This window comes from Rhodobacteraceae bacterium D3-12, assembly GCA_025916135.1.
Lineage (GTDB): Bacteria > Pseudomonadota > Alphaproteobacteria > Rhodobacterales > Rhodobacteraceae > JAKGBX01.
Window position 1 is genome coordinate 4289644 of sequence record CP104793.1, and the last position, 17228, is coordinate 4306871.

16 protein-coding genes and 1 pseudogene are annotated in these 17228 nt (G+C 55.4%); 8 read left to right on the top strand and 9 right to left on the bottom strand.

What is annotated here, in order from left to right:
* Positions 1–195 precede the first annotated feature (195 nt).
* The 3 genes from N4R57_20980 to N4R57_20990 form a co-directional block, all read right to left on the bottom strand.
* On the bottom strand, positions 196–630 hold the full coding sequence (locus tag N4R57_20980) for an FCD domain-containing protein (protein ID UYV37385.1): 435 nt from the start codon (positions 628–630) through the stop codon (positions 196–198).
* Positions 631–980: 350 nt separating this feature from the next.
* Complete coding sequence (locus N4R57_20985) at positions 981–1202, bottom strand: acetyl-CoA carboxylase biotin carboxyl carrier protein subunit (protein ID UYV37386.1); 222 nt, start codon at positions 1200–1202, stop codon at positions 981–983.
* A 34-nt stretch (positions 1203–1236) separates the two neighbouring features.
* Entirely contained in the window at positions 1237–2778 is a 1542-nt protein-coding gene (locus N4R57_20990; protein ID UYV37387.1) for a hypothetical protein, read from the bottom strand.
* Positions 2779–3324: 546 nt separating this feature from the next.
* On the opposite strand from N4R57_20990, the gene N4R57_20995 reads away from it, so the two are divergent.
* Entirely contained in the window at positions 3325–4683 is a 1359-nt protein-coding gene (locus N4R57_20995; GenBank protein UYV37388.1) for an ATP-grasp domain-containing protein, read from the top strand.
* 36 nt (positions 4684–4719) lie between these two features.
* On the opposite strand, the pseudogene N4R57_21000 reads toward N4R57_20995, so the two are convergent.
* Positions 4720–4848: pseudogene (locus tag N4R57_21000) on the bottom strand (IS3 family transposase).
* Positions 4849–5155: 307 nt separating this feature from the next.
* Between N4R57_21000 and N4R57_21005 the strand changes: the two are divergent.
* Positions 5156–5671 carry a hypothetical protein gene (locus N4R57_21005; protein ID UYV37389.1) on the top strand — a complete coding sequence of 172 codons (516 nt, stop codon included), beginning with the start codon at positions 5156–5158 and terminating at the stop codon, positions 5669–5671.
* A 160-nt stretch (positions 5672–5831) separates the two neighbouring features.
* Here the strand turns inward: N4R57_21005 and N4R57_21010 are convergent.
* The 5 genes from N4R57_21010 to N4R57_21030 form a co-directional block, all read right to left on the bottom strand.
* A protein-coding gene (locus tag N4R57_21010; GenBank protein ID UYV37390.1) for an IS3 family transposase occupies positions 5832–7183 on the bottom strand; the annotation gives its coding sequence in 2 pieces (ribosomal slippage) (positions 5832–6847 and positions 6847–7183; 1353 coding nt in all).
* A gap of 165 nt (positions 7184–7348) precedes the next feature.
* Positions 7349–7567, bottom strand: a complete 219-nt coding sequence (locus tag N4R57_21015) for a DNA-binding protein (GenBank protein UYV37391.1) — start codon at positions 7565–7567, stop codon at positions 7349–7351.
* Positions 7568–7645: 78 nt separating this feature from the next.
* The gene (locus tag N4R57_21020) at positions 7646–8338 is read right to left on the bottom strand and encodes a hypothetical protein (protein UYV37392.1); all 693 of its coding nucleotides are present in this window, start codon (positions 8336–8338) and stop codon (positions 7646–7648) included.
* Between the two features lie 223 nt (positions 8339–8561).
* Positions 8562–9749 carry an integrase arm-type DNA-binding domain-containing protein gene (locus N4R57_21025; GenBank protein UYV37393.1) on the bottom strand — a complete coding sequence of 396 codons (1188 nt, stop codon included), beginning with the start codon at positions 9747–9749 and terminating at the stop codon, positions 8562–8564.
* Between the two features lie 253 nt (positions 9750–10002).
* The gene (locus N4R57_21030; GenBank protein UYV37394.1) at positions 10003–10689 is read right to left on the bottom strand and encodes a TetR/AcrR family transcriptional regulator; all 687 of its coding nucleotides are present in this window, start codon (positions 10687–10689) and stop codon (positions 10003–10005) included.
* 210 nt (positions 10690–10899) lie between these two features.
* Between N4R57_21030 and N4R57_21035 the strand changes: the two genes are divergently transcribed.
* Genes N4R57_21035 through N4R57_21060 form a run of 6 tightly spaced genes read left to right on the top strand, consistent with a single transcriptional unit; the run spans position 10900 to position 17207 of the window.
* On the top strand, positions 10900–11946 hold the full coding sequence (locus N4R57_21035; protein UYV37395.1) for an ABC transporter ATP-binding protein: 1047 nt from the start codon (positions 10900–10902) through the stop codon (positions 11944–11946).
* A gap of 47 nt (positions 11947–11993) precedes the next feature.
* Positions 11994–13037 carry an ABC transporter substrate-binding protein gene (locus N4R57_21040; protein ID UYV37396.1) on the top strand — a complete coding sequence of 348 codons (1044 nt, stop codon included), beginning with the start codon at positions 11994–11996 and terminating at the stop codon, positions 13035–13037.
* Between the two features lie 19 nt (positions 13038–13056).
* Positions 13057–13908 (top strand): ABC transporter permease, encoded by an 852-nt coding sequence (locus N4R57_21045; GenBank protein ID UYV37397.1) that lies wholly within the window; start codon positions 13057–13059, stop codon positions 13906–13908.
* Positions 13905–14705, top strand: a complete 801-nt coding sequence (locus N4R57_21050; protein ID UYV37398.1) for an ABC transporter permease — start codon at positions 13905–13907, stop codon at positions 14703–14705. Before N4R57_21045 ends, N4R57_21050 begins: the two co-directional genes overlap by 4 nt.
* A 3-nt stretch (positions 14706–14708) precedes the next feature.
* Entirely contained in the window at positions 14709–16388 is a 1680-nt protein-coding gene (locus N4R57_21055; GenBank protein ID UYV37399.1) for an acyl--CoA ligase, read from the top strand.
* A 21-nt stretch (positions 16389–16409) separates the two neighbouring features.
* Complete coding sequence (locus tag N4R57_21060; GenBank protein UYV37400.1) at positions 16410–17207, top strand: enoyl-CoA hydratase/isomerase family protein; 798 nt, start codon at positions 16410–16412, stop codon at positions 17205–17207.
* Positions 17208–17228 lie beyond the last annotated feature (21 nt).

The following is a 17228-nucleotide window of genomic DNA, read 5'->3' on the forward strand; positions in this document are numbered from 1 at the left end:
CGCTGCAAACTCTGATGCCCCACGCATAGTTCTTGTACTGCGTTCTGATGGAGCTGAGGTGACCGATGCACGGCGAAGAGCTGACCGACATATTGCTCTTGACGCGGGGATCGCCGTTTTTGACGAATTGCCCGAAGCGGCAAAAGCGCTGGGAGCGCTAGCGCGTTGGGAGTCGGCAGTAAAAAGGCGTCGGGCTTAGCCCGACTCCTTAGACTCTAGCAAGATACTAACCGCCATGTCTTTTGAACGGTTGACCATCTTGCGAACGGTTTCCTCAGCGCCATCGCCGTCGCCTGCCTCGATCCGCTCTAACAGCCTTGTCCAGTTTTGAGCCGATTGAGCGCGCCGCTCCTTTGTTGCGAGACCGAGCCGGGCATATCGGATCGTCTGATGAAGCAATGAAAAGATAATCTCGGCCAGCCGCGTGCTTCCGGTTCTGATACACAGGTTAATGTTGGCTTCTTGGACTTTGGCCAGATAGGCGTCAGTCACATCTTCACCTTCGCCGAGCTCAACTAGTTTGTTCAGCTCGGCCACCGTTGCACGCAATTCTGCATTAACTGTTTCATCACCCATCAATGCGGCACGCCGACCCGCCAACCCAAGCAATGTAGCTCGAATTTCAAACACGTCTTCAACTTCGTCGATCGACAGCTTGGTTACGATTGCTCCACGCCTCGGCTTGATGCTAACGAGCCCCTTTTTTCAAGAATCCGTAGCGCCTCGCGCACCGGCCCGCGGCTGACCTGAAACCTTTCTGAGACTGCAACCTCGTGGATGCGGTCTCCGGGTTCATAGTCACCTCTGGCAATTGAATCGGCCAGTTGGCTCGCAATCTGCTCTGAGAGAGAGAGGGCTTCTCCACCCGTAATTTGAGAGCGAAGAACTGTCGGTGGTTTCGACTTCACAGTAAACTCCGTTTCGACTCTATATCTCCGCTCAGACCAATAGTAGAAAACTAAGGAGTATCCAACCGCGTTTCACGTTTCCATGGTTGCGATATGCTGTCCTTCTCCAACGTTCGCGCCTTCGTCAATATGAAGCCCCGTTATGCGTCCATCTTCGGGGGCAAGCACTGGGATTTCCATTTTCATCGACTCAAGTATCATGATTACATCGTCTTCACTAACTTTATCGCCGATACTAGCTTCGATCTTCCATACGGTTCCAGTAATCTCTGATTCTACTTTGATTTCTGCCATGTGTCACTCCTGATCAAGAAAACTGCGTTATAATTCAAAAGGTGGTTGGCCAACTGGAAAGCTTGCGCTGCGAGAGACCTTTGTCCATCGCTCTCGAATGAACATCCATCATCTTAATCAGCCAATCACGAGTTTCGCGCGGATCAAGTACGGATTGCGCGGAATAAATCGCTGCTAGGTCATAGGCTGAAGTTTCACGGCCGATTTCCTGCTTCAACTCCTCGAATTTCTGCGGATCGCCTTCTGCGGTAACTCCGTAGACGACGTTCACGCCGATGTTTGGGTCCATAAAGCCAACCTCAGCGGTGAACCACGCCCCCATCTCATCCGAATTGCGGGATCCACCCATATTAAGATAGGCTTGCCCATAAGACTTTCGCGTAACTATCGAGAATTTCGGCACGGTGCACATCTGAAGCGCGCTCATGAAATTCATGATCTTGCCTGGCGCTTTGCGTTTTTCGCCTTCGATTCCGATCAGGAAGCCCGGAGTGTCGGTCAGCATGATAATTGGGATGTTGAAGCTGTCGCATAGAACAAGGAAGCTGGTGATTTTATCGCAACCATCGGGGTCAAGAGCGCCGGCCTTGAACATCGGGTTGGATGCGACGAAACCAACCACCTTACCATTCATCCTAGCGAGGGCCGTAGTCGCGGCCTTACCGAATTTTGGTTTCAGTTCAAATATGCTGTCGGGATCTGCGATTGCTTTTATCAGCTTGCGAACGTCATAAACTTTTTGACGTTGTATGGGAACAATATCGAGGATTTCTTCAGGGTTGGGCAGCGTTGTGGGGTCAGGTGGAGCTGTGTCCGGAGGACACTCACCTGCGTGTGAAGGAAGATAGGACAGAAACTTTTTGACAAGCTCGAGCGCCTCATCATCTGTATCAACCGCATAGTCGACAAGGCCTGTCTTTTCAGTGTGCAGCTTCCATCCGCCCAATTCTTCGGGGTCCACAGCTTCTCGGATGGCTAGCGAAGTAACACGAGGGGATGAAACTGCAAGGCAGCCTCCCTTTCTCATCACTACGAAATCCGAAAGCATCGTGAACCATGTCCCTGTGCCAAAACTAGGACCTAAACAGGCCGCTACGTAAGGGATACGTCGATCACGAACGAACTGAGTAGGATCTTGCCCCAGAGCGCCAGTACCCTGCGCGCCCATCGTATCGGGTATGCGCGCACCCGAGGTTTCATTCAGAAAGATGATCGGCATTCCGTTCTGCGCAGCCGTCCGGCGTATGTGGCCCATTTTCTTTACATTTGTCAGACTGGACGAAGCGCCCAGTGTGGTAATGTCACAAGAAACAATTGCTGTAGGTCTCCCATCAATTTTGCCAAATCCGCAGACCTTACCGTCGGCGGGGCTGCGGTCACGCATTTCGGGGATGTGTGAGGTCGCAAACATGCCCGTTTCTGTAAAACTGTTTGCATCAAAGATCGCATCTAGCCTTTCGCGCGCATTGAGCATTCCAGCATCCTCGCGCTTTGCCATCTTTTCAGCTCCACCCATAGCAAGGATTCTCTCCTTGAGCGCTTCATGTTCGTCGATCAATCGTTTGTAGTCGGACATCTGGCCCCCTCGATCACTTTTTGGCTTGCCATCCCATCAACTCCAAAAGTATTCATAATGTCAACATTATGCTTTTAGCGTGGGTCTGAACTGTTGCTAATCGAGTCTTCCGACAACGAACTAAAGGAAAACGACGCCAATGAACTGGAAGCCTGAGACTGACAAGTTCGCATGGCGTAGCAAAATTGCACGCCTGCTCGGTGGCAAAAATGCGTCCGATTATCAGCATTCGCTACAGCGCGAGATGCAGATCGTAGTCGAACCAACAAAGCTTAGGGCGAGCGATTTTTCCGTGAAATCGCCGCTGCTTGGGAAACGGCGAACTATGGCAAAAACCATAGTTCCGTCTTGGCTGCTCCCTCGATTGCAGTAATTGGTCAGGTAAGAGGCGAAGAGAACTGGGTTCTTATCAACGTTCTTATCAACCGAGGTGATTTGAAAACTCATGGAGGATCTTAAGAAGCGTCAATAATGCCAAATAAGGCCCTAGCCAGAACAGGTTGGAAGCAAAGGGCGCGCTATCCGTTTTTAACCAAAGGAACACTCATGAAGAAGATATTGATCGCCAATCGCGGCGAGATCGCCTGTCGAATTGGCCGCGCTGCACATTCACTCGGGTGGGATACAGTCGCCATCTATTCGGACGCCGATACGGACTCGCTTCATGTCGAAGAAGCAGACGAGGCAGTTCATATCGGCCCCGCTCCGGCGGCACAAAGCTATTTACGCGTTGACGCTATACTTGAGGCTGCCAAGGCAACCGGGGCGGACGGAATTCACCCCGGTTATGGTTTCCTTGCTGAAAACGCGGCGTTTGCGAGAAAAGTGCAAGAGGCTGGATTGATGTGGATCGGGCCCAGCGCAAAATCCATAGAAGATATGGGCGACAAGGAACGTGCGCGCGCCCTAGCACAAGCTGCGGGCGTACCGGTGCTACCCGGTTCCGAAAGGCTCACAGCCGAGGATTTGCACGAACTGGACGCGGCCGCCGCAGAAATCGGCTTTCCTTTACTGGTTAAGGCTTCTGCTGGCGGCGGCGGGATCGGAATGCGGCGGGTCGACCGACCCGAGCAGTTAGCGAAAGCTGTCAATTCAACGCAAGAAATGGCGGCACGTAGCTTTGGCGATGGGTCGGTCTATCTAGAACGATTCGTCGCTCGCGCACGCCATGTCGAGATTCAAATTTTCGGTCTAGGTGACGGGCGTGCCTTCCATCTGTTTGAGCGGGATTGTTCAACCCAACGCCGGTTCCAGAAAGTTATTGAAGAAAGCCCAGCGCCCAACCTAGATTCTAAAATTACGGCTCGCATGGGAGAGAGTGCACGAGCGCTAGCAGCTGCGCAGAACTATAGCGGAGCGGGTACGGTCGAGTTCATCGTCGACGCGGACTCCGGAGAATTCTATTTTCTAGAGATGAACACCCGTATCCAAGTCGAGCACCCCGTCACAGAAATGATCTGCGACGTTGATCTTGTCGCGATGCAAATCCGTCACGCCGCAGGCGAAGACCTTGAAGGTGAGCTTTGTGCTATCAACCGCCAAGGCGTGGCGGTGGAATGCCGTCTTTATGCCGAAAATCCCAATAAACTTTTTTTGCCTGCTCCCGGAACACTCTCCGTCTTCGAAACCCCCAAAGATATAGAGGGTGTCCGCATCGATACCGGAGTTCGGGAAGGAGCAGTTATCACGCCCTACTATGACCCTATGATTGCAAAGGTCTTGGCTTGGGGCGAAACACGAAAAGTGGCATTAGACCGAGCCGCCAAAGCACTTAGCGCGACCCGGATAGAAGGGCTGATGACCAATCGTGACTTCCTGATCGCCGTTTTGCAGGATGATGAATTCAGTAGAGGAGAAGTCTGGACCGGTTATGTTGATGCGCGGCGCAAGGATCTTATCGCATGACGTTGCTCTAGCATCTGAGTTGCCCCTAGTATTGCGGTAATAGGTCTGTTCAGTCACGCCAATTTGTCTGATCGCGTCCAGGCGGGGCATTCCTTGCCCCGTCAGAACCTCAATCTGCCGTAACTTCGTAACAATTTCCTCGGGCTTCGGTCGCTTGTTTGACATGTGTTTCCTCCGTTTTCCTAAACATAGCGGAGGACCACTTCAGCAGGGGAGGATCAACACAGCATGATTGCCTCGCACAAGCAGCGAATGGCTCCTTCTCGCCCTTGGTGCCGGGTGCGATCCTGGACAAATCCGACCCATACCAGCCGTCTGCCGCCCCGTTCGTTGCTGCGATGCAGCTTCCTCGAACCAGTCATTCGTGCATGTCGCAGCATATTGTTCAGTTAATCGTCTGTCAGCGGGACGAAGTTGGCATTAATTGATGCGGCGTGATAGGTCTTCAATCTCACTTTGAAAGGGCTTAGATGTGTCAAGAAAGCTGCTAGATGAGATCAATGGTGGTGAATACGGTAATCCTCTCAAGCAGTTCCATAGGGATGCCATGCTTGACCTGATTCTGGCATGGGGCTCATTGGATGGAGCGCTAACTATTCTCGTTTCTGCATTTACAGGCGAAGAACTCCATAATGCCGCGAGTCGTTTGCTGAAGTTAAAGGGCTCAGACAAACTCTTGGAAATCGCCCGAACACTTGAAGAGAATGAACAATACTCTCAAATTGCGAAAAACTTCAAAAGATTGAAGAAACGCTACGAGAAACATTCTAAACCACGAAACCGCATCGCACATGGCCACTGTGCCGGATACTTACTAGGCGATGAGCAGTACTTGGTATTCGCAGTCGCTGAGTCCGAAGGAGTGGATCGAATGGTTGCTGAGGGGATTCCTGTCGAAAAAATAATTGCCGCCACAGAGTATGGACAAAAACTAACCGTATTTGCTTCGCAGACGGCAGAAAAGCTCTGGGCTGCTCGGGCAACATGAACACGTGAGTGGGCTCTAACGTCTGCAAGATAGGCAACACTAGCAGGAGTTCACATCGACGTCCGCGCAGCAGCATTTTTGCAGGGGTGTCAGTCGTCATATAAAATGGGACATCAGAGCGGCTTGAACATTGGAGGCTCTGGTTCGGTTGCGTGATTGATTATGCGGCTTGTTTTTGATGTTGCAAGCGGCGTTGTCGGATCGTCAGTTTCTTGATCTTCTCCCTTTCTCTCAGAATGGCTTTGTCCCGTCCAAAGTAGACGTCGGCGGGTGTGACGTTATTCAGGCTCTCGTGGTAGCGCTGGTTGTTGTAGTAGTCGACGAAGGCCCCGATCTGTCGCTCGAGATCACCGGGCAGGTAGTAATTCTCCAGCAGAACACGGTTCTTCATGGTCTGATGCCATCGTTCTATTTTGCCTTGGGTTTGCGGGTGGAATGGCGCTCCGCGAACGTGGTCCATCTTCTGATCCTCCAGCCATTTGGCCAGATCGCCAGAGATGTAACAGGATCCGTTGTCGCTGAGCAGACGGGGTTTGTGTCGGACCACGGCCTGGTCGCAGCCCGATGCCTGAAGCGCCAGCTCGATCGTGCTGGTCACATCCTCGGCCCGCATGTTCGTGCAGAGCTTCCAGGCGATGATGTAGCGGCTGTAGTCGTCGAGGATGGTGGACAGGTAATACCAGCCCCAGCCAATGATCTTGAAGTAGGTGAAGTCAGTCTGCCACATCTGGTTGATGGCGGTGGTCTTGTCCGTGAACTCATCGGCGGCCTTGATCACCACGTAGTCCGGCGCAGTAATCAGATCAGCGGCTTTCAGGATGCGGTAAACCGATGATTCAGAGACAAAATATCGCTTCTCATCGGTATATTTAACGGCCAGCTCGCGTGTGGTCAGTGCCTCATGCTCCAACGCAAACTCGATCAGATCGTCACGGCGGATATCAGGGATGCGGTTCCAGACCGACTTTGGACGTGGCGAACGATCTGCCAAGGCATCCAAGCCACCTTCGACATATCGGTCATACCATCGGTAAAATGTGGTGCGCGGGATGCCCAGCATATCAAGGGTCTTCTTGGTTGGCAGATGCGACCCTTCAACTGTGCGAATGATCTCCAACTTCTCGGTTGCTGGATACCTCATTCCTCGAACTCCCCAGCCCCTGTCATGCTTTTTTTGAGCAGACGGTTTTCCAAGGTGAGGTCGGCCACGCATTCCTTCAGGGCCATGGCCTCAGATCTCAACTCCTTCACCTCAGGCGATGTCGCTTGACGCGCCGTGTCGCCGGAAAGACGACGCTTTCCAGCCTCAAGGAATTCCTTCGACCAAGTGTAATACAGGCTGTCAGAAATACCCTCGCGGCGACATAACGCCGAGATGCTTTCCTCCCCGCGCAATCCGGCCAAAACAATGCGGATCTTCTCCTCCGCCGAGTAGGTCTGGCGGGTCTTGCGGCGGATGTTTTTGACCAGCTTGTCAGCTGCGCCTTTCGATGTTCCGGGCTTCTTGTTCATCTTCGCTCCTTAAAGGCTACGATGAACCAGAAACCCTCCGTTATTCAAATCCTCATATCTGTCCCATAGGTGCTGACGTCAGACACTGGTTGACACACTGGACATGGCGCAGTTCCGTATCGATGATACCAGCGGCCTCCGAGTTTGCGGGTCAGTGTTTGAGCATCATGCATCGTCGCGGTCCGCTTTGGCAGCTTCAATTACCGCGACGATCTCAGATTGCGGCCAGCGAGAGGCAGCACCCAGCTTTACTGGGCGGGTAATTGTGCCATCAGCAACCCTCCGCCAGAACGTAGGAAGGCTGATATTGAGAACTTTCGCGCCTTCGCGGGCGGTCAAAAGGGGATCAATCGGCCCCAAGTCAGATGCAGTATTTTTAGACATCAGAGTCTCCAGTCATTTGAGATGATTGGAGACTGATTGAGTCCTGTTGACATGTCGTCGGATTAGTAACGCGCCCTACTAATCCGACGTGTTTTTCTTCTCAGCAAACAGCGATGGAAATTCGATCAAAAGGTCCGCAATATACTTGGGTTGAGGTAGTTTGTCGCGCTCCTTCCAAACACGCTCTACTGCCGAGTATGACATCCCTTTTCCTAAAGATTGCAGTGCGTCAGCTACGATGTCACAGCCGCTATTTTGGTGAGTTGATGCATCATTCCTAGTGGGCCTAAATCCTATTTGTTCGAGTTGCTTGATCTGGCTCACAATTAGCATATTTCGGTGTGCGTCCCGATCTCGGTAGGGACCTTTCGGCAATGGCGGCTCATTGATCGCACCCGAAAGGAAGCTGGATTGCCAGCGCTGCAGCGCTGTCGAGTTCGGAGCAATTTTGAGCGTTGCAAGAAAGCGTAATGCCCAAAAAGCGTGATAATCATGCTGGGAACACTCGATAGTTCTCACAATGTCTTCTTCGGAAGGAGGCAGTGTCTTAAAAACATCTTGAAGAACCAAAAGCCCCCTCATGATGTTACTTCCGGGGTCTTTCGAACCTAACGTCTGCGTAAGCTGCTCGGATAATACCTTGGCTACAAATTTCGTTGCTTCTTCTTTTGTTAACTCTTGACTGCCAGTGCGTTCACTCCAGTTTCTGTCATTTCCTCGTTGAAGAGCCTGCTCAAGCAGCTTCAATGCATCAATCTCATTATTGCTCATATCTGGCACCCCTTTTGAGCTAATGTTTCCGTTCTACTGACAGCCAATGCCTGTTTGGCTAATCAGAGTTTTCACTGGACACGTTCTGAAAATCGCAGCTCCATTGCAGAAACTTGCTTCCAATGGTTATGGGGTGCAAATTGATGCGCCCTTACTTCAACAAGGCAGCTGGCATTTGCGTTGCACACCAAGTTGTCGGCAAGCTGGGCCCTGTAAGAAAAAGTCATGCTGAAATCTTCACAATTTGCGCCGGGCTGCCGGTGACATACTGCGCCCAACGCTCGAGTAGTTCGCGGCGCGGCTCAAGGAAGTCAGTACGACGGTATGCTCTTTCTACAGAGCTTCCGACGGTATGCCCCAGAATGGTTTCAGCGACCTCGTGTCGCGCATTTGTAGTTTCAGCGAGCCAATCGCGCAGGCTTGACCGAAAACCGTGCGGACGTGCTTCCAGACCTGCCCGCTTCATATGCTGCGAAAGCGTCATGTCCGAGATGATACCCTTGCGAACGGAAGGAAACAGATTCCCATCGCGGGCGTTTCTTGCCGCCTCGTGAACTACGTTTTGCGCCTCCATTGACAAAGGCACCCGAAAATTGGTGGTGGTGCCCTTTCGTCCTTTCATAGAATCTGCGGGTATCGTCCAAGTGTCGCCCTTAAATTGGTCGAGCCTGGCAGTGCGCAAAGATCCGGAGCGAACACCTGTCAAGATAAGTAGTCTTAACGCGAGGTGTGTTACTGTAGGAGTGTTAAGCGATGCATAAAACGCAGGCACTTCGGCCCAGCGCATAGCAGGTATATGGCTGGCCATATGTCGCTGAGTTCCAAGAAGCGCACGAGCCTTGTCACATGCTTGAAGGTCCACCTCTAAACCCAATGCTGCGGCGTGGCGCATCACGATACGCAGCCGGTTCATAGCCTTGCGGGCTGTCTCAGCCTTGTCGTGCCAAATCGGGGTCAAAGTATCGCGAATGTCGCGCTGATCAATCTGCGCTACGGGCGTTCTGCCCAGTTTCGGCAATACATGTAGCTCAAGCGGCGAGAACCAACGTCCGGCAGACCCGTCTCCTTTCAATTCTGCCTTGCGGCTCTCAAATGCATCGCGGGCAACATCGCTCAAAATGTGCATGTTGCGCTGGGCTTCATGTTTCAACCGTTCCCGCTCGCGAATTGGGTCACCGCCGGCAGCCACTACAGCGTTCCAGCGTTCCGCCTCCGCACGGGCAGCTTTGAGCGTCACCTTCGCGGCTTCACCCAAGCCCATTTCGTGTCGTCGACCGTGAAGCGTGAAGCGCAGTATCCAAGAAGGGTTCCGATTGTTTCGCACATAGAGATAAAGTCCGCCGCCATCACTGTGCTTGCCAAGTGGTGCAGACTTCACGAATGCAGAAGTGAGCTTGTAACGCACTCTCATTTCGGTCCCCCTTTTGGTCCCCCTCTAGATATAGTACACCCTACGTCCAATTGATAGTTCATGAAACCAGTTTTCCAGCTAATGCAATGAAACGAAAAGAATATTGATCGAAGTTGATATGCCGTGAGACAACAGTTATGTGCCTCTCCTGGGCACCATTCCCCGACAGTTTATTCATAATACATGACCCGAATGAGCGTGCGGGACCTTGGCTGTCTCAACCCTTATCATGCCCGCACAGACCGCCACCCAGTCAACCGGGCCGGCTAAACCCCAGGATCAGCTTGCTCGATAGCGCGGCGTCGCCCGCCATCGGTTCCATAACGTCATACCAAAACTTCGAAATCACATCTGCGATCAGCTCTGGCGACTCGGAATAGGCGGCCAGCGGCGGGTCCGTCCGCCCGTAAACTTTAAGCAAAAGCTCATCAATCATGCCCGCCAACGCATAAAGACTAAGCTGAAGCTCCTTGGACTCCGCTGAATGCTGCGGGTTCCTCTTGATGATCCGCGAGATCAGCTCATCGTTCGCCTCATTCGCAACCTTGGCAATGAGGCGATCATCATCTTTCAGCTGGAACATGCACCGCATTATCCCGACATTCTGGCGAAAGCAGCGAATGTAATGCAGGTTCGAGATGTAAATCCGCTCGCGGGTCGAATGGCCTTGGCGCAATTGCCGCGCGCCCATCCTGACAAAATCGAAATACCCCTCCAGCATTTTGGCAACAACTTCAGACCGCGTTTTGAAGTAGCGGTAGAACGTCCCATGAGCGAGGCCAGCGCCCTCGGCGATCATACTGACAGACAGGGAATGGTACGTGGTGCTGTTCAAAAGCCGCGCCGTTGCAAGAACAAGCTTCTGCTCTGTGCGCACAACCTTGCGTTCCCCTTTCGACTCGGCGAGGACAGTCTCGAGATGTTCGCAATAATCGTACATATCACACTTCCCTTACCGCCCGCGCAAAACAGCCTTCTGGCCTTGAGCAGTCCAGACAGTCTTTAGCAAATTACGCTCCAATCACAAGTTGCGCCCCGGGCGTCAATGGGAAACTCTTCTCTAACACACTGAAAAAGAGACAAAAGAAATTCCTTGACTAAAAAATGACAATGGCGTCACTTATTGGTTAAGCATCGGGAGAGCAGTTTGATGACAAGCAGTGGCGCGACGATCGAGTTCCGAAATGTGCGCAAGAATTTTGGCACTTTCACCGCTCTCGACAATCTCAGCCTCACGGTCGGGGCAGGCGAATTCATGACGTTGCTCGGCCCGAGCGGATCGGGCAAAACCACTGCTCTCAACGCGCTCGCCGGATTTATTGATGTCGACATGGGCGACATCCTGATCGACGGCGTTTCCATCCGGCACACCCCCACCGAAAAGCGCAACATCGGCATGGTGTTCCAGAGCTACTCGCTGTTTCCCCACCGCAACGTCCTCGCCAACGTCAGCTTCCCGTTGCAAATGCGCAAGGTGGCCAAGGCCGAGGTCCGCAAACGTGCCATGAAGGCGCTCGAGATGGTCCAGCTTGGCGATTTCGCCCACCGCATGCCGCACGAACTGTCTGGCGGCCAGAAACAGCGCGTCGCCATCGCCCGCGCGCTGGTGTTCGAACCGCGCGTCCTGTTGATGGACGAACCCTTGGGCGCCCTCGATCTCAAGCTGCGCGAAACATTGCAACTCGAATTGAAGGCCCTGCAAAAACAGCTCGGCAGCACGGTCATCTTCGTGACCCATGACCAGGGCGAGGCGCTCACCCTCTCTGACCGGATCGCCGTGATGGATCAGGGCGAAATTCAGCAGATTTGCACCCCGCAAGAGCTCTATGACCGGCCCGTCTCCACCTTCATCGCCAATTTCATCGGCTCGAACAATATCCTCAAAGTCGGCGCCTCCGATCAAACCTCCATGGAGGTCGAGGGCCTAGGGCGTATCCCGCTCGATCCCGGCACATCCGCGCCCTTCGCGGTCGGTCTGCGCCCCGAACTCATCCAGCGGGTGACATCCGGCGGCGTGCCCGCAGTGGTCGAGCAAACCATCTTTTCCGGCGAGGCGATCCGCTACACCGCCCGCACCGGCGACGGCACCGAAATCCTGCTGGTGGAACCCCGCCACCCGGGCGAGGCACCCCTCGCCTCCGGCCAATCCATCGCCTTGGGCTTTGAGGCCGAAAACCTGATTTTTCTAGCCAAGTAATGACCAACGATGCGGCCTTCGGGCCGCGCACAACAGGAGATGACAAAATGACTATTACACGGCGTAACTTCAACATCGGTTCTGTCGCCGCATTGGGCGCCCTTGCCGCCCCCGCGATTGCGCGCGCCGAGGCGACGACCATCGTTGTCAACGGCTCGGGCGGCTCGCTTGAAACCGTGATCCGCGACATGTTCGAAATCCCCTTTACCGAACAGACCGGCATCAAGGTGCGCGCCACCGCCCCGGTCAGCCTGCCCAAGCTCAAGGCAATGGTCGAATCCGGCAATGTCGAATGGGACCTGACCGAACTCAACGGCGATGACGTTGTAATCGCGACCAAGAATGGCTGGCTCGAAAACCTCGATTATTCGATCATCGACCCCAAAGGTCTCCTGCCCGAAATGGCCAAGGAACCAACCGCTCTGGTGCGCGCTTCCTATTCCACGGTGCTCGCCTATCGCACAGATCGCTACGAAGGCGAACAGCCCAACTCTTGGGCCGATTTCTGGGATGTCGAACGCTTCCCCGGTCCGAGATCGCTGGAAAACTCGCCCAAGGGCACGCTCGAATTCGCCCTGCTCGCCGATGGCGTCAAGCCTGAGGATCTCTATCCTCTCGATGTCGAACGCGCCCTTGCCAAGCTTGACGAGATCAAGGCGCACATCCCCGTCTGGTGGTCCACCGGCGCCCAGCACGTTCAACTGCTGATCGACGGCGAGGTCAACATGACCTCCTGTTGGAATGGCCGCATCTCGCCCCTTCAGGCCGAGGGCAAGCCCGTCGCCATCACCTTCAACGAAGGTGCCTTGATGCTGTCCTACATGGGCATGCCCAAAGGGGCCAAGCACCCGAAGGAAGCGATGGAATTCCTCAAGTATCGGCTCAACCCGAAACTGGCCGCAGAGTTCGTCAAGGTCGTTCCCTATCCGGGCTTCGTCCCCGGCATGTTTGACTACCTCGAACCAGAGTTCGTCGAAACCCTGCCAACGTCGCCCGCGAACGCGGCGGCCCAGTTCAAATTCAACAGCAAATGGTGGGCGGAAAACCTCGAAGAGGTGACCGAGCGCTGGACCGAATGGACGCTGCTCTAATCCCGAGGACGAAATGACCGTGAAGGCAAAACAGAATTGGCGGCTCTTGGCATTGCTCTTGCCAGCGATAGCCCTGATCGGCGTGTTGTTCATCAACCCGCTGGTCGGAGTGCTCGTCCAAAGCTTTGTCGGGGATGACGGCTTTACGCTGAAATCCATCTCCAAGCTTTGGACCTCGCGCCTCGCAAGGGTGGTGCTCGAACGCACGTTCTGGCTTGCCTTCACGGTAACCGTCATCTGCCTCCTGATCGGCTATCCGGCGGCCTACTACATGAGCCAGATGAAACCGCGCAAACGCGCGATGATCACCTATCTCGTGCTCCTGCCTTTCTGGATCTCGATCCTGATCCGCACCTACACGTGGATCATCCTTCTGGGTCGCGAGGGACTGGTTAACAGCGCCCTGCAATGGCTCGGCCTGACCGAGCAACCGGTCCAGTTCCTCTATACCAACTTCGCCGTGCATCTTGGCATGGTTCAAATCCTGCTGCCCATCGTCATCCTGCCGACCGTCGCGGGCATGGTGAATATCGACACCGGCCTGATCAAGGCCGCGCGCGTGATGGGGGCGTCACCCATACGCGCCTTCTGGTCGACGTTCTTCCCGCTTTCCCTGTCGGGGGCGGCCACAGGCGGGCTGATCTGCTTCATCCTGTCGCTCGGTTTCTATGTCACGCCAACCCTGCTCGGTGGACAAAAAAGCCTGATCATCGCCAACCTGATCGACCTTCAGGTGCACAAGACGCTGAACTGGGGCTTCGCCGCCGCGCTGGCCACCGCGCTGTTGCTCGCCACGCTCCTGTGTCTGCTGATCTTCTGGCTCGCGACCCGAAACCGCCCCGAATTCGCAACCGGAGGGCTGTCCAAATGATCCGTAGATTGCTCGCGCTGCATTTCTGGCTGGTCGTGCTTTTCCTTCTGGCCCCGTTGATCTTTCTCGTCCCGATTTCACTCGGCGAAAGCCAATTCCTCGAATTCCCGCCAAAGCAGCTTTCGCTCAAATGGTATCGCGAGTTCTTTCAGCAAGAGAGCTGGATGGAGGCCTTGTCGCTAAGTTTCCGGGTCGGCCTCGGTGCCACCGCGCTCAGCGTGATCATCGGCACCCTCGCCTCTGTCGCCCTCGTCCGGGGGAGTTTCCCGGGGCGCGGCATCCTGACGGCGCTGTTCATTGCGCCGCTCATCGTGCCCACGGTCGTGCTCGCCCTCGGGCTCTACATGATCTTCCTGCGCTGGCAGATCGTCGACAATGCGCTGGCGCTCACTCTGGCGCATGCGGTTGTGGCGCTGCCTTACTCGATCCTGCTGGTCTCCTCCAGCTTGCGCAGCTTTGACATGACGATCGAACGCGCGGCCCGCACCATGGGCGCGGGGCCGTTCAAGGCCTTCATGCTGATCACCACACCACACCTCGCCCCCTCCATCTTTGCGGCGGCGGTCCTGTCGTTCTTTGCCTCCTTTGACGAGCTGATCATCACGCTGTTCGTATCGGGTGGTCAACAAACGCTGCCGGTCCGCATCTGGAACGACCTCAGCCTCAAAATCGACCCGACCGTGCCCGCCGCCGCCGTCATGCTGACCGCCGTTAGCGCCTTGCTCATGTTCGCGGGCGAAATGGTGCGGCGGCGCAACGAAGCGCACAATCAAACCCTGAATAACGCGGAAGACTGACACATGAACAAGAGCGAAACGCCCCTCCCCACGGGACAATCCTGGCCCGAGATCAAAGCCGCGCTTGATCGCCAGCGCGCCGACGTTGAAAAAATGCCCTTCCCGCGCAACATCGCCGCGCTCGTCGATGAATGCCTCGCAAAACAGCCCGACGCCCCCCTCTGGACGTTCTTCGAAGAGCCGGACGGCGGCGCGGCCACCTACGCCGAAGTCGGCCAACAGATCGAGCAGATGGCAGCGGCGCTCTATTCATTGGGCATCCGCAAGGGCAGCCACGTCGCCGTCATGCTGCCCAACATCCCGTCCTTCCCGATCGCTTGGCTTGCCCTTGCAAAACTGGGCGCGGTCATGGTGCCGGTCAATATCAACTATACCGGACGCGAGCTGAACTACGTCCTGACCGATTCAGACGCCAGCTATCTGTTGATCCACTCCGAATGCCTCCCCGCCTATCGCGCGCTCGAAGGCGAGGCTCCCGTCAAAACCGCTCAATGCGTGACCTTTGGTGCAACCGATGGCGATGATGTCCTCGGCCAGACTGACGAGTCCCTGCGCGAGCAAGCCGCCCCGCTTCCCCAGGGCCTGCCAGAGCCCGCGCTCGATGATGTCATCAATATCCAATACACGTCGGGCACCACCGGCTTCCCCAAAGGGTGCCTTCTGACCCACCGCTACTGGATCACCATCTCTCTCGTCGCGTCGCAACGTGGCGGCCCGGCGGAAGACCTGCACAACATCCTCGCGGCCCAGCCGTTTTTCTACATGGACCCACAGTGGCTCACCCTGATGACCATGCGCTTGGGCGGCGAGATTTTTGTTGCGCGCCGCGCCTCCTCCAGCCGTTTCATGGACTGGGTGCGACGGTTCAAAATCCACTACTGCCTGTTCCCCGAAGTGGTCTATCAATTGCCCGCTCAGGACAACGACGCCGACAACGACCTGCGCCGCATCTCGATCTTTGGCGTCTCCGGCAGCCAGCACGCGGCTCTCGAGGAACGCTATAACGTCATTGCCCGCGAATCTTTCGGCATGACCGAAGTCGGCGGCGCGCTGTTCATGCCCAGCGAAGCCACCCATATGGTCGGCTCCGGCGCCTGCGGCCTTCCGGCCCCCTTCCGCGAAGCCAAGATCATCGACGCCGACGGCGCCGAAGTCGCCGACGGTGAAATAGGCGAGCTTTGCATTCGCGGACCCGGCATCATGCTCGGCTATTACAAGAAGCCCGAGGCCAACGCCGCCTCCTTCCTCGACGGCGGCTGGTTCCGTACCGGCGATTTGTTCAAGCGCGACAGCGACGGCTTTCACACCATTGTTGGCCGCCTCAAAGACATGATCCGCCGCAGCGGTGAAAATATCGCGGCACGCGAGGTCGAAACCGTTCTGGTCGAACTCCCCGGCGTCGTCGAAGCCGCCGCCGTCGGTGTCAAAGACCCCGCTCGCGGCGAAGAGGTCAAAGCCTACATTGTTCTCTCCGAGGGCATGAGCGCCGAAGACCTGCCCCCCGAAACGGTGTTCGAACACTGCCGCACGCGCCTCGCGGCCTTCAAAACCCCGCGCTACATTGAATACCGCGCCGAGCTTCCCAAAACACCCTCCGAAAAGATCGCGAAACAACTGCTGATCAAGGAAAAACCGGACCTCCGCCAAGGGTCATTCGACCGCGTCTCGAACGCTTGGCTCTAATTTTAATAAAGGAAACATCACATGCCTATCGAATATGAGCGCAAAGGCGCAGTCGGCTACTTCACCATCCGCAACGGGTCGGTAAACCCCATGACACCGGCCATGCACAAGGAAATGTATGGCCATATGGTGAACTTCCTCACCGATGACGAGGTCAAGGTCGGCATCATGCAAGGCGCCGGCGACCGCGCCTTTTCGGCGGGCGATGATGTGCGCTCGACCTATGCCAAATTCGACACGCCGATGGAGGAACTCGAATATTACCTTTCACCCAAACATCTGGTGAAAGAGGGCGACCCAGACACCTTTACGTGGTCGCGCGACGTTCTGCTGTTGGACCGCAACAAGCCGATCATCGGCGCTGTGCGCGGCTATTGCTTGGGGCAGGGGCTGATCTATCTCAATCACCTGACGGACATTCGTGTCTGTACCCCCGACGCCAAATTTGGCTTTCCGGAAATCTTCTACGGTATGGGCGGCGCCGGTGGCTCAACCCGCCTGACGCGACAGATGCCTTACGTGCTGGCGATGGAAATGCTGATGACAGGCGATCCGCTGGACGCCGATGCAGCCATGCGCGCCAATCTCGTGAACGCCGTCGTGGAACCTGACCAACTTATCGCCAGCGCCGAAGCTTATGCCGAACGCATCATCCGTCACCCGCTCCTCGCCCTGCGGATCGAGATGCAGGCGACCACGCGCTGCGCCGATATGAGCCGCATCGAAGCGCTGGACTACGTCAAGCAACTCTACCGGATGCAGCGTATGGGCTACGGCGGCGAAGAGCGGGTTGGAGAGTTCCTCTACAAACCGAAATAAAGCCGCTCTTACATCCGCTAG

Coding starts and splice junctions, on each gene's coding strand:
- N4R57_20985 (UYV37386.1), bottom strand. CDS start 1,202: ATGGCAGAAATCAAAGTAGAATCAGAGATTACTGGAACCGTATGGAAG.
- N4R57_20990 (UYV37387.1), bottom strand. CDS start 2,778: ATGTCCGACTACAAACGATTGATCGACGAACATGAAGCGCTCAAGGAG.
- N4R57_20995 (UYV37388.1), top strand. CDS start 3,325: ATGAAGAAGATATTGATCGCCAATCGCGGCGAGATCGCCTGTCGAATT.
- N4R57_21015 (UYV37391.1), bottom strand. CDS start 7,567: ATGTCTAAAAATACTGCATCTGACTTGGGGCCGATTGATCCCCTTTTG.
- N4R57_21020 (UYV37392.1), bottom strand. CDS start 8,338: ATGAGCAATAATGAGATTGATGCATTGAAGCTGCTTGAGCAGGCTCTT.
- N4R57_21025 (UYV37393.1), bottom strand. CDS start 9,749: ATGAGAGTGCGTTACAAGCTCACTTCTGCATTCGTGAAGTCTGCACCA.
- N4R57_21030 (UYV37394.1), bottom strand. CDS start 10,689: ATGTACGATTATTGCGAACATCTCGAGACTGTCCTCGCCGAGTCGAAA.
- N4R57_21035 (UYV37395.1), top strand. CDS start 10,900: ATGACAAGCAGTGGCGCGACGATCGAGTTCCGAAATGTGCGCAAGAAT.
- N4R57_21040 (UYV37396.1), top strand. CDS start 11,994: ATGACTATTACACGGCGTAACTTCAACATCGGTTCTGTCGCCGCATTG.
- N4R57_21050 (UYV37398.1), top strand. CDS start 13,905: ATGATCCGTAGATTGCTCGCGCTGCATTTCTGGCTGGTCGTGCTTTTC.
- N4R57_21055 (UYV37399.1), top strand. CDS start 14,709: ATGAACAAGAGCGAAACGCCCCTCCCCACGGGACAATCCTGGCCCGAG.
- N4R57_21060 (UYV37400.1), top strand. CDS start 16,410: ATGCCTATCGAATATGAGCGCAAAGGCGCAGTCGGCTACTTCACCATC.